This is a genomic window from Enterococcus avium ATCC 14025, from assembly GCF_000406965.1.
GTDB classification, from domain to species: Bacteria; Bacillota; Bacilli; order Lactobacillales; family Enterococcaceae; genus Enterococcus_A; species Enterococcus_A avium.
The window spans coordinates 311,898-336,439 of the sequence record NZ_KE136365.1 but is presented as its reverse complement, the minus strand read 5'-3'; the positions used below and the strand labels follow the sequence as shown (position 1 = coordinate 336,439).

Genomic DNA, 24,542 nt, shown 5'->3' with positions numbered 1-24,542 from the left:
GTTATTCCTCCACTAATTCATTGATTAAACCATTCATCATCACAGTCAATACTTGCCAACGTAGCCCTTCATCCTCTTTTTCTAATAAAATGATCACTCCATAGAGTGCTTGGAATGCCTTTGTAACTACATCAATAGGTTGAGTAAATCGAACACCGTAATCCATAAAAAGATTTAAGGCTTCAGCATCTTCACTAGAATGATTTTCGATCACTTTAGATGGTAACTTCCGGAATAATACAGCCATCGTTTCACTGTCTGTTTTTTTGATTAAAGGATATTGCGGGAGTAATTCGAACAGATAAATCATTGTTTTTTTTACCAATTCTCTTTGCTTTAACATATGATTTTGCTTCAAGTAGCAATCCATTTTTTGCCACATGTCTTTTTGGCAATTCACTAATATATGAAAATAGAGTTCTTCTTTATTGGGATAAAAAGCATAGAAAGAGCCCTTAGCGATTGCAGCTGCTTTAGTGATTTCTGCGACAGTTACTTTTTTTAATCCATATTCACAGAAAAGTTTTTCTGCGACAGTCAATAATTTTTGTGAAATGAGTTGTTTTTCATGCTTACTAAATTTTGGCATAGAATCCTCCAATTGCATTTATATGACCAAAAACATTTTTCGGTCATATAAATCGTATAATGATCCTTGCTCAATGTCAATATAATTTTTTTAGATGATTCATCCAGCATGGAGATAAATAAGAATTTTTTTGAATAAAGAATTTTTGATAACGATGATGGCTGATTTTGAAAATATATAAGAAAGGTGATAATGAAACAAGTCAAAAACTGATGATGAAGATTAGAGAATGTATCAACCATCTGGAGCATCTTGAGATGACTAGCTTTGAAAGGCGTTTTGGATTTTGGCAATACATTATAGAAGTTCTCAAGTGTCAAGAGTGACAGCGAACGAAAAGTTTTACTCCTATAAAGTTATTAAATTAGTAAAAAGAATTGAATAATATTCTGATTTAATATCTTCAATTATCTAAAAGTATGCTAAAATAAAAAAATACAAAAAATATTTTTATGCGATACTTTAACTCATTTTGATGAAATTTAATCAAACTGGCGTAACTAAAGGGTTACAAGGATGTATTAGTAGGATTTGGGAATACATCGTTTAAACGAGAAATAGTTAATTTTTAGTAATAGTCAACACCCTCAACTTTAGAATAACAAATATTGATTAGTTAGATAGCCCGCTCTTGATTGAGCGGGCTATCGTTCATTTACTGGATCGTTCAAGTGCTGAGAAAATAGTGGCTTGAAGGGTCTTTTTTAGCGACCCAATTTACTGAGAAAATAAAAAATATTAGGGAAAAATTTTGACTAGATAGGTTGCTTTAAAGTTAAAATAATTCAATTTCAAAAACAATAGTAGATAAATGCTGTTGTTTTAAGCCAAGTGAAAAGAACTTTTCATTAGTTATAAAAATAAAGTGGAAGAAGCGTTTGAATAGGATAAAAATTGAAAGGGATTTAATTAAGGCAGAAAGGAAAAGGAAGAGAGAAGTTTGATGATGACTAAGTTAATTTGGCTTTTTAAAGATTCAAAACCAGTGCTGTTCTAATTGTTTTTAGGAAAATACAGCCGTTGAACCGATTCTTTTTTAATCTATCAAAGAGTAATTACAACTCCTTTGTACCAGCTTAAAGATTAACGACCGTTTAGTAAAAGCTTGTTCACGATTAACTTAAGATTTGTTTCAAATTGAAAGAATCTCTAGAATGCCGAATATTCAAAAAAGAGGGGATGGCAATTATTTTTGTCATCCCCTCTTTTAATTGTGCAATGAATAGATAATAGATTTTTTCTATTATGAGTTTTCCTAGCTTTAATAAAAAACATTTTTTTCGGTTTTTGTAACGATGGAATCGAACGATACAAAGCATTAAAAATAACGATAACTATCGTTTTAGATGAAATAAAGTATTTGGATTTGTTTTACCCCTTACATATAAGTATTGGTCGGTAAATATAAACTATTAATTCTTAATAGACAGAAAAATGGTTAATATCGAGATATAAAAATAGAGTGAAACAACTTAATATACTCTTATTTTTCTAATATATCGCTTTATACTGGCGTTTTTTAAACAATTATAAAAAAACTGCATCATTAAAAACCATTAAATTAACTTAATATTAATAAAATGAATACTCAATTTTTTAATTGATGTTAAAAGAAATGAGTCTAATAACGATAGACAGATTGGAATAGATGTGTTACCAGGTGTTTTCCCATCTTTTTAAAGTTAATAAATAACAAAAATTAAATTAATTTTAAATTTGTAAATACTTATTTTATCTTATAAGATAATAACACTGGTAGCGGTACTTTAGGGTGAAAGGAGGTAAAAATATGCTTAGGAGAAAACTGCAGTTTCTTATTGTATTAGGAGTCATTTTTTCAAGTTTGACGGGTTTGCTGGGTGTGAGGACACGAACATTTGCAGAAACAAATACAAAAGTTTTAATTGATGAGACCTTTCTGAACGTTTCTTATGAAACGGAGCTAACAGAAGAAGGAAATGTTTTTCGAATCAAGATGAAACGAGAAGCTGACAGTGAGCAAAAAAAAAGTCGTTTAAAGCTAAAAATATTAACAGAGAGCGATCAAGTAATCGAGTATCCTGTAATCGATGGAATGGAAAAAAAAGATGATTGGTTGAATGAAAAAGAATTTACATCTTCAGCAAACTATGAATTGGAAATCGTACTTCCTAAGAAAGAGAAGAAACTTAAATTATTCATCGAACTAAATGAACAAAACGAACAAAATAAAAATGGTTCTGACACAGATATTCTTGGATTAGCTGAGCCTATGTTGTTGGAAATGGATAAAACGGACAGTTCAAAAAATTCGAAAAAAGAGTCTGCCAGTAGTTCAGCTAGTGACGCAGATTCACCAACCGTAAGTAGCTATTCACTATACTCAGAACAAAATACTCTGTCACCATTATCTGGAATAACGACTAGTAGTTTAGCTCGTGGAAGTTCGTACACGAATAAGGCACCAAGTTATAAAACGGATAATGGGGAATATCCACAATACTCTTGGCAGCCAACCGGTCAGACGAACGTGATCAATCACCAAGGCGGAAAGGATAACGCAGCGGCAAATGTTTGGGACGGTGTACAAAGCTGGAACACGTCTACAGACAACTATAAGAACTCTTATATTTACTACGGAGTAGGTGAAAAGGCGCAAGGGGATATCGCCTTACGAAAATATGCAACTGAAACTGCTAAGGAGGATGAGTTTAATGTACGGTTAAATGTCCGAGGTGACTCTTTAACCAAGCCAGGTGTTGATGTCATGTTTGTATTGGATAATTCCGCATCCATGACTTTCACTGAATCAACTTATTTAATTAGTGGGAAACAGCGAAAAGAAGTTTCTGTTGAATCCCTAAAAAAGGTAATCAATCAGTTTAAAAGTAATGTGCCAGATAATTTAGGTTATCTGAAAATTGGTGGTGTCGTATTTGGGAGTGAGATAATCAGCACTTCTAATTTATCCGCGCGATATGCTGACTGGGATCAATTGGTATCGAAATACCAATCTGCTAGCACACAAAGTCATCAGACTTATACCCAAGGAGGCTTGATCGAGGCACAAAAAAAATTACTTGCAACAAATGATGGGCGAAGAAAAGTCATCTTTCTTTTAACTGATGGCGCACCGAATAGTAGTAGGAAACCGACTGCAGGGAAAAGTGATCCTGCGATCTTTCCTTCTCAAGTAAGAATCACCAACTATATCGCCAGTGAAGCGGGAGATCCTTTACAGTCAAATGGTTCTACATCTCTTTATGTTTTGAGTAATTTAAATCCTCCCATTATGGATAGAACATTCACTATCACTAATGCAGGAGGTGGAACGCCTCTAAAAATCAACTCTCACTTAGACATGGCCAATTCACAGGCGGCCGATCTAAGAGATGCAGGTATCGAAATTCAAGCAATCGCTATGGGAACTTATGGTGGGCCTCTAGAATATCATAGTCCGGCTGATCTGATAAAAGGTCTCTATAAAATGACCACTCAAAGGTCTAATACTACTGGTAGTTCAGAAAAAGATTACTATTTCTATCAAGCAAAGGATCTTAAAGATTTTGACGATTCCTTCCAAGACTGGTTTGAATCGACGCTTACGACTGTTGAACACGGTGTGATTGAAGATCCGTTGGGCGATATGGTAGAGCTGGTTGAAACGCCAACTGTAAAGGATGTTTCATTAAAGAATGGAGTAGGCACGAAGGCTATTGATGCTGACAGGATGGCAATAGTCGACAGTTCGAACTCAAGAAAAGTAAAAGTGACGAATATCAATCTTTATGGCAATCAGGAAATTGAAATTAATTATAAAGTACGTTTGAAGACGGAAGATTCCAGCTTTGTTTCAGGGAAATGGTACCCAGCTAATGGAAAAACAACGTTACAAGTTTCACCTGACCGTACAACAGATATTTTAGATTTTGGTGTACCTTCTGTTCGAGCTGTGAATGAAGATTTTGTCATTCCAGTTAAAAAGGTCTGGTCAAATGATGCTAATAATCGCTGGGGACTTCGTCAAGAGGTAAGGGCCGTCTTGCAAAGAAAAGATGGGACTCAATGGGTTGATTTACACGAGGTTAGTTTAAATGAAAAAAATACTTGGACGAACCAGTTTCCAGCAGTTTCTGGAAATTCCACGATTGAATACCGAGTTATTGAAAGAATTGGAGATAAGAATAGAGTACCGAGTTACGCCAATCCAACTTACAGTCAGGAGAGTTTTACATCTAGTAATCTAGATTCAGCAGGAATAACTATCACGAATCGATTGCTGACTACCGACTTTTCATTTAAGAAAGTAATGGAAAATGAACAACCATTTACTGTTTCAGATGAGAAACGGCCAAAATTTACTTTGACAGAAACGCGAAAAAATCTGGAAGTTGCAAAAGATGTTGCACCTGACAATGAGGGTGTTGTTAAATTCACTAACCTTCCTGCAGGCATCTATCGTGTAAGCGAAACATTTGTTCCGGAAGGCTTCAAAAAGTGTGACGATTTCACAGTTGTAGTTGCAGAGAGAACGGATGGAACGGGGGTCATTGCTACTTCAACGATTAAAACGATCGTAAATGAATTGAAGGAATTTAAATTAACGGTTATAAAGACCAATGATCAAGGAACAGAAATAGAAGGTGCTGCGTTCCGATTGAGGAATTCATCGGGGACTTATAATAAGACGATTTCTACAGGTTCTACTTTCACTTTTACAGGGTTGGAGCCAGGTAATTATTTCTTAAAAGAAGTGACTGCACCTGATAACTATATCGGTTTGGATAAAGAGGTTGCTATTAGTATTTTTGATAACGCTCTTGCTTCAATAGAAACGCATCCGTTGTTAACCAGCTCAGTTGATCTAAATTCAACAGAAAATACTATTACTGTGAAGGTGAAAAATAAAAGACAATTTGGTGCATTGCCGAAAACAGGAAGTTTTGGCAATCGTTACTTCATATTAGCGTCGAGTATTTGCCTAGTAATAGGTAGTGGATTGGGTGCGATCTATTGGTATGTTGATCGAAGGAGGGGCTAAACATGAGAAAATATCATCTTTTTTTCTTGTCTCTTCTGGTAATCTTTGCTGGAGCAGTCGGACTGACTACATCTGTCTCGGCAGCATCATCTAATGAAAAAGTTGAAGTAATAATAAATACAAGACAAAAAGAAGGAGAGAAAGTTCAGGGGACGGATCATTTGAACTTTACTATCTATGACTTAACTAGCTGGCGTCATTCGACCACGATGTCTGAAAAAGAAGCAAAAGAGTATCTGCTGGATAAAAATGTTCTCAAGGAGGAAATGCAGAGCTTTATTCGAACACAAGATCTAAAAGCACTGGGAGAAGAACCTTTAGTTGTCAATAGCGAAGGAGAAGCAAAGTTCCTACTTCCGCGCTATCAAGACAATAAGGATGCGGCGTATCTTATTTTAGCTAGCGGAGAAACCGGAAAATTTCGTTTTCTACCAATTGTCTTATTCTTTCCACAGTACGCTATTGACTCCAATATAGAAACATTCAAAGTGATGGTTTATGGAAAATATGCGGAACAACAAGATCCGGTGACAACTGTACCACCAGGTGAAGTGGCCAAGCAAACAGAAAATCCTAAAGCGTCAGCAGTCACTTCGCATAAAACATTGCCGCAAACGAATGATTTCGTAAAAAGCTACTCATTACTTGGCGGGGTACTACTTATTTCAGCAATTATGGGTTTGAAAAAGACTCAAAAATATAGGGGGAAAAAATAATGAAACATAAAGTGAAATGGACAGGACTATTAACAGCAATTATATGTCTCGTACCACTACTAACAGGGGTGTTTGGTCTGAGCGAGAATGCAAAGGCTGCTGGGGAAACCGTATCAGTAACATTGCATAAAAAGAAAATGGATGAATTTCCTAACACAGCAATAGCTAACACAGGTAAAGAAATGAATGAGTTCGATCATTATCAAGGATTACCAGGTGTAACTTTTACCGCATGGGATGTCACTGAAGATTTTTATAGTAAGCTGGGGCTAACTGGAAGCGAAACAGACGCTGTAGCAAAAACGAAAACCGAAGCGTTGATGCAGACATTCGTTTTGGATAAAGGAAATGCGACAAATGTAGCAAGTGATGTTACTGATGCTAACGGGAATGTGACCTTCCCTACGTTAGAAAAACGAACAGCTGGCGGAATTTATAAGGTGTACTATTTTGAAGAAACACTACCAGCAGGCTACACTACCTATTCAAATCCAATTATTCTAGTTTTACCTGCAATGGATGGTGCAAATGAACTAAGTACGATTCATTTATATCCAAAAAATAAGATCGATGATAAAGAAAAACCTGAAAAGATCTTAGTTGATGAAGCAGGTAAAGCATTAGAGGGTGTTCCGGCAGGCGAAACGTTCTATACGTTTGAAGTAGGAAAACGGATCAACTATAAAGCATCATTCACCTTCCCAAGCCAAATTGGTGAAATTTTGACAGAGGCTGGTGTAGAGCAAACACGCTACAATAAATTTGTACTTGACGATCAGGTGTCCCAAAAAGGTGTGAAATTTGAAGGAATTTCAAAGATTGTCATCGGCGGTGTTGAGTTGAGTGATACTGAATTAACAACATTTTATACTCATATGATCTTGAATTCTAAAAACACAGTGACTCCATATTCAAATTATGCCGGTTTCACTTTGACAGCTAATTTGAATGCTGAAACAAGTGTGAGTAATGCGACTGAATATACAAAATCTAAGACAACTGCTGAGTATTTGAAGCAATTTGCTGGGAAAAAATTAGAAATAACCTATGGCGTGAGCATGACAGAATATACGCCTGTAGATCAAGAAATCAACAATAATTTTGTGGTTCAGATGACTCGTGATGGGGATACTGATGATAATCGGAACGTTCTTAATCCTCCTCCAGGCTTTGGAACTGGCGGACACAAATTCTTAAAACATGAAAGTGGTAAAGAGAATCAAACGTTGGCTGGAGCAGAGTTCGTTGTGATTCGCAAAAATAACGGCAAAGAAGAATTTTTGAAGCAAGCTGTAGACGGAGGTACTCCAGTTTAGACAGAACTACCTAGTGGCGGAAGCTTAGCCGATGCTAAGAAATTCACTACTGGAAATGATGGAAAAATTGAAGTAACTGGGTTAGAAAAAGGAACTTACTTCTTGAGAGAAACAAAAGCACCTAATGGGTTCATTAAATTAGCAGATGATGTTCAATTTGAAATCAAAAATAATTCATATGAAGAAACAACAAGATTGAAAATTCCGAACGTTTCTCAAGGCGGCTTCTTACCATCAACAGGTGGACAAGGGATTATCGCCTTCCTAGTTATTGGATTGGGATTAATGCTGTTCGCAATCATTAAATATCGTAAAGTTCGCGAACAAACAGTATAAGCAAGCTATAACAGTGCCGTATCCATGAGAGATACGGCACTGTTTATTATTCTAACAAATCTTTTTGACGCTCTAGCTTTTCGATATATTTGCTTAAAATTTCGTTGATTTTCGTGATGTCAGAAAGAGATATTTGCGGATGGAAGGTATAGACTGGGATTCCTCGATAGGGACTATCTTCACTATTTTGAATGATTGAAGAAAAGACCATATCAAATGTTTGATCTTCGGTTTGATCAACTTCAATAAAAGATAGAAAACGAACATTGAAAAAGTTTTGGAAAATTTGCTCCAATTTTTGAGCCAGAATATATTCTAAGGCCATCGTTAGGTTTGTATCAATTTTTACGATGACCTCTGGTTCGAACTTAGTAAAAATATTAATCGCAGAGAAGGCTTCACAAAATCTCGGCAAGAGAAATTCCGTATTGTCTAACACTGGTGAATCAGATTTTTCGCGCATTTTCTTAAGAACATCCTTCATATAATTATAAAGGTGTGGGTACTTTTTCTGGTAAAAATAGGAAAGATCATAGCCAGAAGCGACAGAAATAAAATTTTCGAAAAAGGTCGCATGTAAAAAAGTTGATAAAATGATTGAGTGACAAAGCTTTAAGTTCAATTCATCTTTTACTGGTGTATACATGATATTTGTTTCATCAGTAAAGAGAGTATATAGCTGATAGATTGGCGTTTCGAGCTCGCGATGCAATTGGATAACTTCTTTTAAATTGTCTTTTCTAATATAAAACTGCGCTCGACATTGAAACAGGAGCCCAACGTAATCAATCTCAGAATCAGAGAGAAAAAACTCCTTTTGAAAATTCGTATAAAATGTTGAACGTGGAAAAAGCTGACGTTGGCTGATTTTCTTAATGTAAGCTGGAATATCCTCATCATTGATCGGATGTTTCAAATGGAAGCGTGAAACATTCAATGCAAACATATAAGAAAAATCAATTGTTAAGGTATTTTTTTTAGCTAAATCATAATTCTTTAGGGCATACCTTACGTATCCGTCGATTTTCTTTTGGTCTACATTAGAAAATGGCCAAGCAACCCCCGTATAGAAAGTCCAGAAGAATTGGTATCCAAAATAGCGGATGTTGATCTCTTTACCGGTGATTTTTAGCTGCTTAGTACTGTATTTCAAGGATAAATGGTAGGGTGCGACAAACTCATTGATTTGTAAAACTTTGCGCCTTAGGGTACTCTCGCTAACAAAGTAATTATTAAGAATATCTGAAGTAATCACTTGACTGCTGAGAAACAATTCTTGAAGCAAGTTAAAGATCAAAGATTGCTTCAAAATATAAAGGGTGAGTTTTTTATAATCAAGTTCTGCTCCAGTGAAAAGGAATCCTTTCCCTTTGATATAATCGATCGTTCCAGAAGCTTCCTTCAAAAGTGTCATCTGAATCAGATCCTCATTAATTTCCTCCATAATTTTAACGACATTTTTTTCACCTATTTCCGTTTTAAAACACAAGGTTGGTATTTTTACCCAATCTCCTGCTTGGTAAACAATATCTAATAATAAAAGTTTATTTTTAATCGCGGATTCAAATAATTCATAATCCAAAAGATTTCCTCCTAGCATTGTCCTTCATAGTTTAATTATAACATCTAGTAAGGAAAACAGAGTCTATCATACATCCGGTATTTCAGTATTCACCGAACGAACCCGACAAAATTGAAATATCTGGGTCTCCTTTTTTGATATACTCTTTTCTTATTCGGGTACCTTAGGGAATTACGGCATCTGATTTGATTATTCTAGCGAAACTGAAAAATAAAAAAACGTACATTATAGTAATGGTAGCAAACAGTTTTATAAAAAAATGCTTTGAGGGCCTTTTTACTATTTCAATAGACAACAAGTAACTATAAAAATATAAATTATTTGTAAAGCAGGAAAAGAAAGTAGTGAATGAGATGAAACCATTTTTAATTTTGACGAAAAATGTATTGTTTGAGCAACCTCTGCAGAATCGATTGCAATGTTTGGGATATGAAGTGTATTGCTCTAAGCTTCTTTTCGATAAGCTACTGCATAAATTTGATGAGGAACAGATTGATAGAAAATTTGCGGCGGTTATTATTAGTGAAACTATCAGTGATAATGAGGCGAAACAACTTTTTTTAAACTTGAGCAAAATGAGCTGTTTTATCAGAAAAACATCGATCGAACCAGATGAAGAAGAACAGAAAATGATTAAAAAAATAGGTTTTTACGATTGGATCAGTGAAAGTCAATCAATTGATCGCCTTAGAGAATACGTAGTTCATAACTTAGCCAGCATGAATCACGAAAAGGAGCAAGCAAGGCTGATTTTTAATAAAGAGGGCGAAGTTAAACAAGACGAGTTACGAGCGATTCTACATGTACTATCGAAAAAAGAAACAGCTTTTTTCGAGAAACTGCTTAATTCAAATGATGAAACAGTTTCCAGAACAGAGATGTCACGAGCAATCTGGGGAGACGGTCCTAATAGTTCACAATTAGCTCAAATGTCTATTATTGCTAAACGAATCCGATGGAAGCTGAAAGAAATGGAAAGTGCCTTAGTCGTAGAGGCGATTTGGGGCAAAGGCTACCGTTTGAAACAAAGGAATTTTGACGGCGAGACCGTTTAAGCTTTTTGATGGAGTGAAGTTATTGTAAAGTTGAAGAGGATATTCATCATTGTACACAAAATATTTTTCTAATTTAGATGATTTTTCTAAGATTAGTGACCGTAGAAAAAAATTCGTGTTATCATAATTACAATGAGAATTTAATTAAAAAAGTATGAATTGAAAGGGTGTAACTTGATGAAGTTTAAGTGTATCGTTATTTTTACAGTGAAGGATTATAATAAAAACAAAGAAAAGGATGGGTATTTGCCGCAAAACGGAACAGTGATTAATGCTTTTGTGGGCTCCAATGGGATGAATTGTCTCGCGGTTGGGTATGTGAAGTAGCAGCGAACTAACTTGTTGGCATCAATAAAGACTTTAGTGGTATTTTTTAAAGCGAGTTGGCGATGAATTCAAATAATGCTGGTTCGTTCGTGTTGTGATTGCTCTTTTGAATGTGAAGCGAAAGCTGGTGATTGTTTTGGATAGTCATGTGATTAGAGATGTTGCGTTTGCTGGTATTTTCTGTACGGGTCTTTTACTAGTGATCGCTTTGATTACTCGCTTAACAAATGGGCTTTTTTTCTCAAGGTTTCCATGGCAGTTTGTAAACGATCGAGATGATCCAAGATTTGAGGCGGAACGTAGGGCAGGAAAAGCTTACAGTTATTTTATATTTAAGTATGTACCGCCGTTTTTGATTGGATTTCTATTGTTACTTTTGTGGACCTATTTGTCTTAATAGGGGCTTTGCAAGGCGGTTAACTAATTTTGCAAAGAATTATCTTTATAGAGAGAAAAAATAATAGGAGCTGATTCGAAAGTCTTATAGACTTGTGGATCAGCTCCTATTCACGAATACACGGCGATTCATAAGTAGCGTCTACAGAAATAAGCCGAAAATTCACAAAATTTTAGAAACACTGAGTAGGTATCATTCACCATCTGTTCCTAGATCCTTGTATTTCTTTAGGCTATCCTCTTCTGTCAAAATTTATCGTTAACCATGTAATATTTCGACGATTTTTTGATTGAAATCAGGAAGATCATCTGGAGTTCGGCTAGTTACTAATTTGTTGTCTACTACAACTGCTTCATCTTTGACGATTGCGCCAGCATAGCCGACATCTGGACGAACGGTTGTGTAAGCAGTCATTGTGCGCCCTTTGGTAAGTCCTGTTTGAATGAACAATTGTGGACCATGGCAAATGGCGAATAACGGTTGATCCTTGTCTAAGAAATAAGACACGAAGGATACAAAACGTGCATCGCTACGCAATTGATCAGGTGAAAAACCGCCAGGAATCAGTAATGCATCGAAGTCCTCAGGTTTCACTTCATCAATTCCTTTGTCGCTTTTGAATTTGGTTCCTTTTTTTCCTGTGATTTCTTGATTGGCTTCAAAGCTGATGATTGTGACTTCGTTGCCATCTTTTTCCAGTGCTTCTTTTGGAGAGGATAGTTCAACATCCTCGACTAAATCCGTAACAATCGCTGCAATTTTTTTGGTCATTGAATTTCCATCCTTTCTTTTAAGTACACTTTAACCCTAAAGGATAATCGCCAAGAGTTCAAATAATATGTTTGGGATGATAGATTCCGCTTAGTTCTTTGATTGCTTTTTATATTTTTGAGAGTACAATTATTTACAGAACATAAAGTGAAAAAGGAGCTATGTATAATGATAATCGGACTTGTCTTTTTAGCTTTGGGAATTTGGCAGCTTTGGATAACGAAGCGTTCTTTTTCTAATTTGAGGAATAAAGGGAATGAAGCTACATCTCCTTTCGTAATGTTTAGTTTGTGGAGTAGCTTAGTAATGGCAATTATATTTTTGGTTATCGCGTATAATGCTATTGTAGGAAATTTCGGTTTTTAATTGAGGGCAGTTTAGGGTAGTAGCGATAACATTTACCATTATTTCGCCTATAAGGAGAAGCGCTGATGTAATGCTAGATAAGCAGGAAAAGAATTGTCACTTTCTATTTACAAATTTTGTTATTAAAAAAATTCTTTTTGTAAAATCTGTTGACAGCGCTTTCCGTGTTTGGTAAGCTAATTTTGAATTAAATAGACCATTTGATGGATAGTGATTGTTTAAATACAAGCTAAACCTGATGAGATAAGTACGATTATTTGTCGTACCCTCATTGGGTTTTTTTGTTGCTCTAAAACAGGAGGTGAGTTTATAAAAAATAACATTTTTGGGTTTGACATCAATTGCAAAGCTATCTATCATTTTAAGTGAACGAAGTCGAAAAAAATGATTTTTAGTAGCGAATGTCACAGAACGGAGGAGTGTTGAATGCAAATTCAGAAGATTTTGAATAACAATGTAGTCATCACGACTGATCAAAAAATAACGAGATTGTCGCGATGGGGCGTGGTCTAGCCTTTCAGAAAAAGATTGGGGATGAGATAGCCGAGGAGGCGATAGATAAAACCTATCACCTTGCGAACAGTGATTTGTTTCATAAGTTTCAAGAATTATTAGTCGATGTTCCGATAACTTACCTAGAAATCGCCAACGATATTATTGATGAGGCAAAGGTAACGTTGAAAAATCCGTTGAACGATTCGCTTTATATATCAATTACTGATCACTTATATGCAGCAGTCCAGCGAGTTAAAGAGGGTGTTCGGGTTCGAAACTTATTATTGTGGGATGTTAAACGTTTATTCCCCGATGAATTTTCGGTCGGCGTGAATGCGGTAAAAAGAATCGAGGAAAAGTTTAAAGTCAATCTAGGTGAGGATGAAGCAGGGAATATCGCTTTACACTTAGTGAATGCGCAGTCGGATAGCGAGAATGAAGATGCGTATATGATGGCGGAGTTGATGCAGGAAATCATTCAAATAACCAGCTATTATTTTAAAGTTCAACTGGATGAAGAGTCTGTTTACTTTTATCGTTTTACAACGCATTTGCGCTTCTTTGCTTCACGAATCATGAATCATCGCCAATTAACTGATGAGACAGATGACGAGCTGCTTTTAATTATTCAAAAGAAATATCAAAACGCGTATCAATGCGTAGAAAGAATTGCAGATTTTATTAGGAAAAAATACGATTACGAAATGTCAAATGATGAGAAATTATATTTAACCATTCATATCGCACGATTAGTCCAAAAAGTGAATCAATAAAAGTTGAACCCGCCCGCTTTTCACATTATCCCGGGTTGTTAATTAGTGGAAGGGCATACATCAAAATGAAATAGGAGGAAAAATAGTGGGTAAATATCGTGATTTAGCAGAAAAAATTGTCGAAAATGTCGGTGGCAAAGAAAATATCAATAGTTTAACACATTGTATTACACGTCTACGTTTTAAATTAAAGGATGAAAGCAAAGCAAATGATGACGTGCTGAAAAATATGGATGGTGTTGTGACAATTATGCATAGTGCCGGTCAATACCAAGTTGTTATTGGTAATCACGTTGGGCAAGTCTACGAAGATGTAGTAGATATGACTGGTCTTGGCGGTGAGAGTAATACGCCAGAGGAGTCTTCTGGCAGTCTTTTCGATCGTTTGATCGACGTGATCAGTGGTATTTTCCAACCCTTCTTAGGAGCATTGAGTGCTGGTGGGATGATCAAAGGGTTGAATGCGATACTGGTTGCGGCTGGTGTACTAACTGCTGAAAGTGGTACCTACATCGTTTTAAATGCGATTGGTGATGCGATCTTTATGTTCTTACCAATTGCAGTAGCAGTCGCAGCTGCTAAGAAATTTGGTGTGAATCAGTATGTTGGATTGGTGATCGGTGGTGCCTTATGTTATCCAGCGATTCAGTTATCAACGCTGACTGCCGGCGGAGATGTTCAACCACTGTATACGTTGTTTTCCGGAAGTATGTTTGAAAGTCCGGTTTACATGACCTTTATGGGGCTACCGTTTGTGGCAAACGATTATACAAGCAGTGTCATTCCGTCCATCTTGATTGTTTGGCTAGCAAGTAAATTACAACGACCATTACGTAAGGTTATTCCAGAAGTGATTCAGAACTTTTTCGTACCATTTTTCTTATTGTTGATTGCTTTGCCGGTTGGTTTCCTAGTAATTGGTCCAGTTATCACAATTTTGACTAACATGCTGGCGACTGGTTTTGATAGTTTATTGGCCTTCTCTCCAATCCTATTTGGTTTAATCGTTGGTTTCTTCTGGCAAGTATTAGTTATGTTTGGTCTCCATTGGAGTTTAATCCCGATTGCGATCTTACAGTTAGGTACGATGGGCTACGCAACAGCTTTAACTGGGATGTTCGGTGCCAGCTTTGCACAAACAGCGGCAGTAGCTGCGATGTATTTCCGCTTAAAGAATCCGAAAGAAAAAGCGTTGGTATTGCCAGCTGTTATCTCAGGAATTTGCGGTGTAACTGAGCCGGCGATTTACGGATTATCTCTGCCTAAGAAAAAACCATTTGTTTTCTCGATGATTGGTGGTGCCGTTTCTGGTGCGTTCATGACAGCTATGGGGGTTCGTTCATATGTAATGGGAGGACTTGGAGTCTTCGGTATCCCTAGTTATATCAATCAGCAAACAGGCGATTCTTCGGGAGCAATTTACTCTGTCATTGCCATTGCGATTGCATCAGTAATTGGATTTGTGTTGACTTTCTTCTTCTGGAGAGATGATACAGTAGTAGAGGAAATACCAGAAGGTCAAAAAGCAATGGAAGTTCGCAAAGAAATAGTAACTTCACCTGTTCAAGGTCAAATGATGCCATTATCAACAGCAAGTGATCAAGCGTTCGCGCAAGGTGCATTAGGTAAGGGTGTTGTGATTCACCCAACAGTTGGTGAAGTAGTGGCACCGTTTGATGGCACAGTTATGACGATGTTCCCAACAAAACACGCGATTGGTTTGATTTCAGATAATGGTCTGGAATTGTTGATCCATATTGGTTTAGATACCGTTCAATTAGATGGAAAATATTTTGAAGCGCACGTAGAACAAGGCGCAAAGGTCAAACGTGGTGATAAACTGGTGAGCTTCGACATCAAGGCAATTGAAGAAGCGGGATTCAGTGTAGAAACACCAGTAATTGTAACGAACTCAGCGGATTATCTGGATATCATCGAGACTGATTGCAAAGAAGGTATCAGTAGCAGTGATGAGTTATTGACTGTATTGGTTTAATGAATTAAATCAGAAAAAAGTTCGGGGCGAGCTCCCCGAACTTTAATTTGGTCGAAAAGATTCCGTGAAGCGAATCATTGATTCTGGTGATTCTGCCATGATTTCAGAGCTGGTTTTTCGCTTGTCAGCAAGCTCTCCAATCTCAATCAAATGATTCAGATTTTTTTGATAATCTTCGGCAAAGACACAGCTATATAGCACATCCAGTAAATAGCAGATTGATGAATTAATCGTAAAGTTTGCAATTTTTGAATAAAGCCGCTCCCGTGTCGTTATTCGCAGAACCGCTTGGCTGTAGGAGGCGAGTGTATTCTCGCCGATGCTAGTTAAGGCGATGACAGGAATGTTTTGTTTTCGCAAAATTCTTGCGAGCTGCAAGATAAAATTATTTTCTCCTGTATAAGAAATCAGAATCGCACAGGTATCAGCCTGGCTATTATAGGCTTCGTAGGTATCCTCGCCTAAAGTCTGACTTGTCACAACATTTTTTTTGATGCGGCGCATTTTTAAGGCAAAATCCTGAGAAATCAGTAAATTGGCGTTACTTCCGAAGATTTTGATTTGTTTGGCGTTTAATAAGAGCTGTTTCGCTTTTTGCAGGTCATCATGATTCAACAGGCTTAAGGTATCATCGATCGTTGTTCTTTCTAATGAAGCAATTTTATTTGCGATCGTCATGATGCCGTCATTGGTTTGGAAAGGAAAATTGGCGTCGACATCTTCAAAGTAGGTTTGAAGATAGGTTTGTTCAGCTAAAAATTCTGTACGCAATTCTAGCCAGCCCTTGTAGCCTAATTTTTTAGCAACGCGAATCAAGGTAGAAGGGTGAACGAAATTAGCTTCTGCGATTTCTTTGATTGTCATGGATTCAATCGCTGTACCCTTTTCTAAAATATAAGTGACCAAGGCTGTCTCGGCATTAGAAAAATTTGTTTGCTTCATTTTCTCTGATAAGAGCATTATGAGCACACCTCCTATTTACATTTATTGTAGATCATTTGTAAATGAATGTGGGTGATTTTAAGGGAAATGTGAGAATATCCATCGAGATTTACAAAATCAACCGTTTTCAATAGAGAGTTTGTAAATTCGTATGGAATGACTTGTGAACGGATTGAATTGAAGTTTTACATAGCAGATAATTAGTTTGTAAATAAAAACAGAAGGAGTCGATTGGATGTCAGCAGGAGTAAAGATCGCTACAATTGGTGGAGGAAGCAGCTATACACCGGAATTAATGGAAGGTTTTATCAAACGTTATGATGAGTTACCTGTTCGTGAAATCTGGTTGGTCGATATTGAAGCAGGCCGTGAAAAGGTTGAAATCGTTGGTGCAATGGCACAACGGATGTGGGATGCATCACCTTATGATGTAAAAGTTCACATTACCTTAGACCGCGAAGAAGCCTTGAAGGACGCAGATTTTGTTACGACGCAATTCCGTGTGGGATTATTAGAAGCACGGATCAAAGACGAACGTATTCCCGCTTATTATGGCATGTTAGGTCAAGAAACGAATGGTGCCGGCGGAATGTTCAAAGCGTTCCGAACAGTTCCGATCATTTTAGAAATCGTTGAAGATATGAAACGTCTATGTCCAGATGCATGGCTGATCAACTTTGCTAACCCAAGCGGCATGGTGACTGAAGCAGTTGTTCGCTATGGTAAATGGGACAAAGTAATTGGCTTGTGTAATGTTCCCGTGATGGCGCAAATGGTGGAGCCCGAGATGTTAGGCAAAGAGCCAGATGAATTGATCTACAAATTTGCTGGCTTGAATCATTTCCATTGGCATAAAGTAACTGATAATCACGGCAAAGATGTGACACAAGAGATCATTAATAAAATGTACGAAGGCGACGAAACAGGGATGCCGAAAAATATCCATGATATTCCATTCCCAAGAGAGATTTTAGAACAAATGCAAATGATTCCTTGCGGGTACCATCATTATTACTACCAAGAGGAAGAAACGCTGGCTCATGCCTTAGAAGAATATAAAACCATCGGCACGCGTGCCCAACAAGTGAAGCAAACAGAAACAGAATTGTTTGAATTGTACAAAGATCCGAACTTGGATTACAAACCAGAACAATTAGGACAACGCGGCGGTGCTTACTATTCTGATGCAGCATGTGAATCAATCGCATCAATTTATGCTAACAAAAATACGCAATTAGTTGTTTCGACGAAAAATGACGGTGCCGTGCCAGATCTGCCAGCAGACTGTGTAGTAGAAGTTTCTGCTTATATTGGCGGACAAGGCGCTCGTAATGTTGCATTTGGTGAATTGCCAACAGCAGAACGCGGGTGGCTGCAAGTGATGAAAGCCATGGAATTGTTAACAATCGAAGCTGCCGTAACTGGTGATTACAATACAGCGTTGCAAGCATTTACCATCAACCCAATGATTCGTTCTGGTAAAACAGCGCAACGGATTATGGATGAATTATTTATTGCACACAAAGATCATTTGCCAAACTTCAAAGAAACCATCGAACGCCTAGAAAAAGAAGGCATCGAGGTTCAAGACGAAGTAGCACGTGAATTAGATATGGAAAAAGTATAGAAAGTAGGAATCAAACAATGGGATTTAGAAAAGACTTTTTATGGGGCGGAGCGACTGCTGCTAATCAATGTGAAGGTGGTTATAACGAAGGCGGACGCGGACTAGCGAATGTTGACCTCGCACCGGTGGGTGAAGATCGTTTTGCCGTTATCGCAGGGAAAAAGAAAATGTTTGATTTTGACGATGCGCATTTTTACCCAGCAAAAGAAGCGATCGATATGTATCATCATTGGAAAGAAGATATTGCGCTGTTTGCGGAAATGGGCTTTAAGACTTATCGTTTATCACTAGCGTGGAGCCGAATCTTCCCTAAAGGTGACGAAAAGGAACCAAATGAGGAAGGCTTGAAATTTTATGAAGACATCTTCAAGGAATGTAAAAAATACGGAATTGAACCATTAGTAACGATCACACACTTTGACTGTCCGATGCACTTAGTGGAAAAATATGGCGCATGGCGCAGCCGCGAATTAGTCGGCTTCTACGAAAATTTATGTAACGTAATCTTTAATCGTTACAAAGGATTAGTCAAATACTGGTTGACCTTCAATGAAATCAATATGATCTTGCACGCGCCATTTATGGGGGCAGGCCTTTACTTTGAAGAAGGTGAAAATGAAGAGCAAATCAAATACCAAGCAGCACATCACGAATTAGTGGCGTCTGCGATTGCAACGAAGATCGCTCATGAAGTCGATCCAGAAAACCAAGTCGGCTGTATGCTAGCGGCAGGTTCTTACTATCCATATACCCCAAAACCAGACGATGTGTGGGCGGGTCGTCAAGAAGAACGTCAAAACTATTTCTTCATTGATGTGCAATCACGCGGTGAATACCCAGCGTATGCAGTGAAGGAAATGGAACGTAATGGGATCGAAGTGAAGATGGAAGAAGGCGACAAAGAGCTATTGAAAGCTCACACCGTTGACTTTATCTCATTCTCATACTATTCATCACGTGTCGCTACGACTGATCCGGAATTGTTAGAACAAACCAGCGGCAATATCTTTGCCTCAGTGAAGAACCCTTATTTAGATTCAAGCGAATGGGGCTGGCAGATTGATCCGCTTGGCTTACGTATCACAATGAATGATCTATATGATCGTTACCAAAAACCATTATTCATCGTAGAAAATGGCCTAGGTGCGATTGATACGCCAGATGAAAATGGCTATGTAGAAGACGATTATCGCATCGATTACTTAGCGCAACACATTCAAGCAATGAAGGATGCAGTGGAGTTAGATGGTGTAGATCTATTAGGCTACACGACTTGGGGCTGTATTGATCTTGTGTCTGCCGGAACTGGTGAAATGAAGAAACGTTATGGCTTCATTTACGTAGACCGCGACAATGAAGGTAACGGAACCTTGAAACGCAGCAAGAAAAAATCCTTTGATTGGTACAAGAAAGTCATTGAAACTAATGGAGAAGATTTAAGTAATTAATGAAAAAGCGGCTGAGGCTTGTTGAAAAACGAGTCTCAGCCTTTTTGCTTTAAAGGAAGTATCAATCTTTTGACCGTTTTTCATCAGGTAAACATTATTGGATCAGGCGGAATCTTTGGGGGAGGGAATCAGATTGAATTGATGGCGACAAACGAGAAGTACTCTACCTTATACCTAGACGAAATGAAGTAATGTCATTCCTATCCAGCTGCAAGAATATTTGTAAATAATATAGAGATGTTTTTAAGCGGGATTTCTCTATACGTTAATGGAAATACATTTAAAAGGAATCGTTCGAAAATAGGGAGAAAAGCTTGGAATTTATGACTTTCAGGCTTTTTTGTTGTGTTTAAAAAAATCGAAACGTTAATTCAATATTTCAAAAATGAATATCAATAATTTTAAAATAGTTTAAATTAAATGGGCTCGAATAACACTCCTTTTTTCCATAACAGTTCAAGGATCGTATATTTATAAATTTTAATAACTTTTACGAAGAAATAAATTTATAAATAGCGGAAAAATAATATCTGCTATGATGTAGTTGCAGATAAAGGAGACCGTTTAACGAAGGTTGAAACAAAGAATAAGTTAGTCAATTATTGCTCATATCCAGGAATGCATGATGTTTTTAAGCGGGGAATGAATTCTTTAAAAAATAAATTAATTGTTCTTTCTATTATCAAGTTAGTCAGAGCGTTAAAGGAATCAAAAGGGAGATGCGTTAAATGAAAAAATCAAATTTTTTGATAGTAATACTATTATTTTTTTCACTGATTGTTGACGCGAGTTTAGCATTGATGCCGGCCCATGCTGAAAAGGAGGAGATCAAGCTCGTTGATGAGAATTTTTTAAAATTATCCTACATGTGTGAAGAAGAAAAAGACGCCGTTCAGTGGCAGGTGAAATATAAATGTCAGAGCGAAGAAGGTGAGCAGCAACGTTTAAAATTCAGACTTACCGATGAAAAAGATAAAGCGATCGATTATCCAAAATTAGATAATCTGATTGAAAGAGATGGCTGGCTAATAGAAAGAACATTTTCAAAAAAAACAGAAGGGCAGCTGACCTTTAAACGAAATCATTCTACTAAAAAGCTCCGGCTCTATGTTCAAGTAAATCAGCAAAAGAAAGCCGATAAAAATAATAAGGATATCGAAATCCAAAAAGATATTTTGGAACGAACAGAGCCTTTCATTTTGGAATACGGAAAAACACAAAAAAAGACAGCGACCACAGATAGTTCGGAGAGAAAAAAAGAGACTAGAATGTCAAGTGTCAGTTCAGAGGAGTTTATTGGGCCGAAAATTAATGAAAAAAAGAGTAGAAACTTTCTTATGTCACCAGCATCGAATGGTTCGAGTCTGATGTACAGATCCTCCTATCAAAATAAAGAACCGTCGTATAAAGAGGATGTGGGAAAACATCCAGAGTTTTCTTGGCAGCCAGCTGGACAGACCAATGTCATTAACCATCAAGGAGGACTATCAAATCAAATAGGATGGGAACACGAGGGAAATTGGAACGTCGAAAGAGATGACTTTTCTAAGTCTTATATAAAATATGGTGATGATGCAGATAATGCAAATATTCAAATACGAAAATATGCACAGGAGACTGACCAACCAGATGAGTTCAAAATCAAATTGAATATTCGAGGGAATACAACCTATAAGCCTGGGGTGGATATCGTTTTTCTATTAGACAACTCACAATCAATGATATCTAATTCGGATATAAGACCTGGTGATGCGAATAGAAAAGACAATGCAAATGCAGCTTTCGAGAAAATTGTAGACGAACTAAAAAAAATTAATGAGCCAACGGCAGAAAATATTCGTATAGGGGCTGAGATATTTTCTGATTATTCTCGTTACCAATCGTGGGGAGGAAATGATACTAGTCAAAAGCGAAAATTTAAACTTTCTAAAAACCCAGATGATTGGGATGATATGGTAAGTGAATACAAAAGAGCAACTTCAAATGGTGTGACTTTTACGCAACGAGGACTACAAGAAGCGAAAGACATATTCGATGCGTCGCCAAGTTCGGATCGTCATAAATTATTATTTGTGTTAACAGATGGTGCGCCTAATCGAAGTTGGACGACTAGTGATCGAGGGATAACTAACTTGGAGATGTTTCCGGATCTAAAATATTTCACAAATTTTAATAAAGGGTCTAAACTAAATTATAATGCAGGGAGTTCTTTACATTCAAATACAGAAAGAATGACAACATCAATAAGTCCAGCATACAATGGCGTAATTAACAGCCACATTACCACAACTAATTCAACAGCAATGGATTTAAAAAATTCGGGAATAGAAATTCATACGATTGCTTTAAAATTGATGATTAACTATCTTGAAGAAAATATACCAAATGTACGGGAGAATCAAATTCGAGGTCTGTATAAAATGTCTACAAAAAAGGCCAATGCAACAAACAATCCTTTGGAGGACAATGCGTCTGATTTTCATTTCTATGATGTATCAAATGGAGATGATTTATTATCTTATTTCAAAAATTGGTATGAAACAATCATTCGTACGGTTGATAAGGGAGTGGTTACTGACCCTTTGGGAGATATGGTGGTACTGGTGCCAGGTAGTCAAAGTGTGAGACAAATTGAGAATGGAGCTCCGTTGTTTGAAGCAGGGGCTGAGCCCAATATTTTACTCGAAAATAAGGACCGTCAAATTAAAGTAGATAATCTCAATTTATCACGTAACCAGGAAATTGAGATAGAATACAAGGTTCGGTTAAAAACAGATGATGCTTCTTTTGTTTCAGATCGTTGGTATCCGACAAATGGGCGGACGACTTTAGAGCCAACACCAGAACGTACGACTGATTTGTTAGATTTTGGCGTTCCATCTGTTAGATATCAAAAGAAAAATTTTGTGATTCCAGTGAAAAAGGTCTGGTTAGACGAGCATCAAGGAACAGATGATTATTGGGGGTTACGACCGGACAAAGTTACAGCTACTTTGCAAAGATTAAGTGAATCAAATTGGGTAGATGTTGAAACAAAGAATTTGAATGAAGACAATAACTGGGAAGAGAATTTTTCCGCTGTAGAAGGTGGTGCGGACAATACTTATCGAGTAGTTGAAACTACACGAGTCAAGGGTTATAAAGCTCCAGTAATTAATCAATCAACCTTCACTTCGGAAAATATAATTAATGGTGGTATAGAAATCACCAATGAGTTACTAAAGGAAAATTATCAGTTTTCGAAATGTATGGAGGATGGTAATACCGTCTTTGGTCAAGATAAGCCAAAATTTTCAGTGAAGCGTAAATCAGATAACAAAGAATTAGCGAGAAATATTGAACCAAATGCCAATGGGAAAGTGATGATACCTGATGTGCCAATAGGGCTTTACCTTGTTAAGGAAACCTATGTACCAATAGGTTATAAAGAAATGGCTGAATTCGAAGTGAGTGTTACAGAGAATAATCCACCAACCTCGCTAATCTTTAAAGTGAATGATCGGACAGAAGAGCATCAAGCAATAAATGAGCTGAAGGATTTCTCCTTAAAGGTTGAAAAGATCGATTCAGAGGACAATCCACTTACAGGGGCTGTCTTTAAACTGGTTGGACCAAACTATGAGCAGACGATAAACACGGGATCGGTCTTTAACTTTAATAATTTGCGTCCAGGCGTTTATATACTAACTGAGATGGATAATCCGGAAGGCTATAAGAGAATTCAAGACCCGATCGGATTCGAGATTGGAGTAGATGGAAAAGTGACCGTCAATAATCATCCGAATGTCAGTGGTTCAGGAGGTATCAATGGCGGAAACAATACGATTAGCTTGAAAGTGACAAATGAGAAGGTAAAGCCAGGTACACTGCCAAGAACCGGGGATTATGGGATCAAAGGACTCTTCTTGATTGCGAGTATTCTGACAATCGTCGGAGTTGTCATTGCAGGAATATATTTTTACAAGGTTATAAAGGAGCTTACTAGAAACACCAGAAAAATGAACGGTCAATAAAATTCTGTTTCTACTGTGAACCCACCATTAAGTGAAGAATAATAAAATATTTTCGATCAAAGCCTGAAGGTCAACGCTAGACTTTCAGGCTTTTTTAGTGATGAAAGGGGTGATCTTATTGTTAGAACCTTTTTGCTGTAAAAATGGTCACTATTGACGTTTGGTTCACTCGATTCTATTTCTTAAGCAATCAGCTGAACTTCTTGGATCATCAGATTTAATATTTTTAATTCATTTAATTGAATAGAAATATTAGAACAAAAAGTTAGTTTTTAAACTATTTGGTAGAGATATAAATAATTAATCGAAGACTAAATGTAACAAACTTTATATTCAAGTGTTTTTCAATTTTTAATAAACATTAGCAATAATTCAAATTTTTTAATTAGCATTTCCAAAATGAGTAATACTATTTTTTAATGATTCTAAAAAAAAAGAACTAAATAACGACAAATTATTTACGAATTAATTGTTTATTGATTTCCTGAGCTTTTTAATAACTATAAATAAATAAATAATAAAAAAGCAAGAAAAAATAAGATTGGTTATCATGTATATAAGGAAAGAAATCGTAAAGAAAATGGGTTGAATATTATATCAATAGAGGGTTATCAATATTTTTATCAGTTATTAAATAATCTTTATATTGGGGAAATTAATAAACAAAAACATTAAATTGCTCTGAGGATATTAAGTATAAGAGGTGGATTTGATTAAACTAATATAGATTCGATGGCTATTTTGATATGAAAAGATACATTTTTTATTCGGGT

The 24,542-nt window shown here is 36.7% G+C and carries 15 protein-coding genes and 2 pseudogenes; 13 read left to right on the top strand and 4 right to left on the bottom strand.

Annotation, left to right across the window (positions count from 1 at the left end; genetic code table 11):
* Position 1: 1 nt before the first annotated feature.
* Positions 2-589 carry a TetR/AcrR family transcriptional regulator gene (locus tag OMU_RS17085; RefSeq protein WP_016181122.1) on the bottom strand — a complete coding sequence of 196 codons (588 nt, stop codon included), beginning with the start codon at positions 587-589 and terminating at the stop codon, positions 2-4.
* Positions 590-2,378: 1,789 nt separating this feature from the next.
* Between OMU_RS17085 and OMU_RS17080 the strand changes: the two genes are divergently transcribed.
* From OMU_RS17080 to OMU_RS23965, 5 genes and pseudogenes are all read left to right on the top strand, one after another.
* A complete protein-coding gene (locus OMU_RS17080) occupies positions 2,379-5,609 on the top strand; it encodes a SpaA isopeptide-forming pilin-related protein (protein ID WP_016181121.1) in 3,231 nt (1,076 codons plus the stop codon).
* 2 nt (positions 5,610-5,611) lie between these two features.
* Positions 5,612-6,325, top strand: a complete 714-nt coding sequence (locus OMU_RS17075) for a pilin N-terminal domain-containing protein (RefSeq protein ID WP_016181120.1) — start codon at positions 5,612-5,614, stop codon at positions 6,323-6,325.
* Positions 6,325-7,641 (top strand): pilin N-terminal domain-containing protein, encoded by a 1,317-nt coding sequence (locus OMU_RS17070; RefSeq protein ID WP_016181119.1) that lies wholly within the window; start codon positions 6,325-6,327, stop codon positions 7,639-7,641. The genes OMU_RS17075 and OMU_RS17070 overlap by 1 nt, the downstream gene beginning before the upstream one ends.
* 45 nt (positions 7,642-7,686) lie before the next feature.
* Positions 7,687-7,818: pseudogene (locus OMU_RS23970) on the top strand (prealbumin-like fold domain-containing protein); the annotation flags it as partial.
* Between the two features lie 18 nt (positions 7,819-7,836).
* A complete protein-coding gene (locus OMU_RS23965) occupies positions 7,837-7,977 on the top strand; it encodes an LPXTG cell wall anchor domain-containing protein (protein WP_229078776.1) in 141 nt (46 codons plus the stop codon).
* 46 nt (positions 7,978-8,023) lie between these two features.
* Here OMU_RS23965 and OMU_RS17060 read toward each other — a convergent pair whose 3' ends face one another.
* Positions 8,024-9,559, bottom strand: a complete 1,536-nt coding sequence (locus OMU_RS17060) for an AcpB/EbpR/MafR family transcriptional regulator (protein ID WP_016181117.1) — start codon at positions 9,557-9,559, stop codon at positions 8,024-8,026.
* Between the two features lie 353 nt (positions 9,560-9,912).
* Here OMU_RS17060 and OMU_RS17055 point away from each other — a divergent pair, with 353 nt between their 5' ends.
* Both OMU_RS17055 and OMU_RS23480 read left to right on the top strand, forming a co-directional pair.
* Positions 9,913-10,614, top strand: coding sequence for a helix-turn-helix domain-containing protein (locus tag OMU_RS17055; RefSeq protein ID WP_218064618.1), 702 nt, complete (start codon positions 9,913-9,915; stop codon positions 10,612-10,614).
* Positions 10,615-10,791: 177 nt separating this feature from the next.
* Positions 10,792-10,941, top strand: coding sequence for a hypothetical protein (locus tag OMU_RS23480; RefSeq protein ID WP_016181115.1), 150 nt, complete (start codon positions 10,792-10,794; stop codon positions 10,939-10,941).
* Between the two features lie 655 nt (positions 10,942-11,596).
* Here the strand turns inward: OMU_RS23480 and OMU_RS17050 are convergent.
* Positions 11,597-12,109, bottom strand: coding sequence for a type 1 glutamine amidotransferase domain-containing protein (locus tag OMU_RS17050; protein WP_016181114.1), 513 nt, complete (start codon positions 12,107-12,109; stop codon positions 11,597-11,599).
* A gap of 168 nt (positions 12,110-12,277) precedes the next feature.
* On the opposite strand from OMU_RS17050, the gene OMU_RS17045 reads away from it, so the two are divergent.
* The 3 genes and pseudogenes from OMU_RS17045 to OMU_RS17035 all read left to right on the top strand — a co-directional run bounded on the left by OMU_RS17045 (position 12,278) and on the right by OMU_RS17035 (position 15,739).
* A complete protein-coding gene (locus tag OMU_RS17045) occupies positions 12,278-12,475 on the top strand; it encodes a hypothetical protein (RefSeq protein ID WP_016181113.1) in 198 nt (65 codons plus the stop codon).
* A gap of 426 nt (positions 12,476-12,901) precedes the next feature.
* Positions 12,902-13,743: pseudogene (gene licT, locus OMU_RS17040) on the top strand (BglG family transcription antiterminator LicT).
* A gap of 85 nt (positions 13,744-13,828) precedes the next feature.
* Positions 13,829-15,739 (top strand): beta-glucoside-specific PTS transporter subunit IIABC, encoded by a 1,911-nt coding sequence (locus tag OMU_RS17035; protein WP_016181111.1) that lies wholly within the window; start codon positions 13,829-13,831, stop codon positions 15,737-15,739.
* Positions 15,740-15,781: 42 nt separating this feature from the next.
* Here the strand turns inward: OMU_RS17035 and OMU_RS17030 are convergent, their stop codons facing one another.
* Positions 15,782-16,699, bottom strand: a complete 918-nt coding sequence (locus OMU_RS17030; RefSeq protein WP_016181110.1) for a MurR/RpiR family transcriptional regulator — start codon at positions 16,697-16,699, stop codon at positions 15,782-15,784.
* Positions 16,700-16,916: 217 nt separating this feature from the next.
* Here OMU_RS17030 and OMU_RS17025 point away from each other — a divergent pair, with 217 nt between their 5' ends.
* The 3 genes from OMU_RS17025 (at position 16,917) to OMU_RS17015 (ending at position 23,769) form a co-directional block, all read left to right on the top strand.
* Positions 16,917-18,308, top strand: coding sequence for a 6-phospho-beta-glucosidase (locus OMU_RS17025; RefSeq protein WP_016181109.1), 1,392 nt, complete (start codon positions 16,917-16,919; stop codon positions 18,306-18,308).
* Between the two features lie 17 nt (positions 18,309-18,325).
* On the top strand, positions 18,326-19,756 hold the full coding sequence (locus OMU_RS17020; RefSeq protein WP_016181108.1) for a 6-phospho-beta-glucosidase: 1,431 nt from the start codon (positions 18,326-18,328) through the stop codon (positions 19,754-19,756).
* A gap of 728 nt (positions 19,757-20,484) precedes the next feature.
* On the top strand, positions 20,485-23,769 hold the full coding sequence (locus OMU_RS17015) for a SpaA isopeptide-forming pilin-related protein (protein WP_016181107.1): 3,285 nt from the start codon (positions 20,485-20,487) through the stop codon (positions 23,767-23,769).
* Positions 23,770-24,542 lie beyond the last annotated feature (773 nt).

Bases quoted from the DNA above. Each gene is read 5' to 3' on its own strand.
- OMU_RS17020 (WP_016181108.1), top strand. From the start codon at position 18,326: ATGGGATTTAGAAAAGACTTTTTATGGGGCGGAGCGACTGCTGCTAAT.
- OMU_RS17085 (WP_016181122.1), bottom strand. From the start codon at position 589: ATGCCAAAATTTAGTAAGCATGAAAAACAACTCATTTCACAAAAATTA.
- OMU_RS17045 (WP_016181113.1), top strand. From the start codon at position 12,278: ATGATAATCGGACTTGTCTTTTTAGCTTTGGGAATTTGGCAGCTTTGG.
- OMU_RS17015 (WP_016181107.1), top strand. From the start codon at position 20,485: ATGAAAAAATCAAATTTTTTGATAGTAATACTATTATTTTTTTCACTG.
- OMU_RS17050 (WP_016181114.1), bottom strand. From the start codon at position 12,109: ATGACCAAAAAAATTGCAGCGATTGTTACGGATTTAGTCGAGGATGTT.
- OMU_RS17025 (WP_016181109.1), top strand. From the start codon at position 16,917: ATGTCAGCAGGAGTAAAGATCGCTACAATTGGTGGAGGAAGCAGCTAT.
- OMU_RS17075 (WP_016181120.1), top strand. From the start codon at position 5,612: ATGAGAAAATATCATCTTTTTTTCTTGTCTCTTCTGGTAATCTTTGCT.
- OMU_RS17080 (WP_016181121.1), top strand. From the start codon at position 2,379: ATGCTTAGGAGAAAACTGCAGTTTCTTATTGTATTAGGAGTCATTTTT.
- OMU_RS17055 (WP_218064618.1), top strand. From the start codon at position 9,913: ATGAAACCATTTTTAATTTTGACGAAAAATGTATTGTTTGAGCAACCT.
- OMU_RS17030 (WP_016181110.1), bottom strand. From the start codon at position 16,699: ATGCTCTTATCAGAGAAAATGAAGCAAACAAATTTTTCTAATGCCGAG.
- OMU_RS17070 (WP_016181119.1), top strand. From the start codon at position 6,325: ATGAAACATAAAGTGAAATGGACAGGACTATTAACAGCAATTATATGT.
- OMU_RS23480 (WP_016181115.1), top strand. From the start codon at position 10,792: ATGAAGTTTAAGTGTATCGTTATTTTTACAGTGAAGGATTATAATAAA.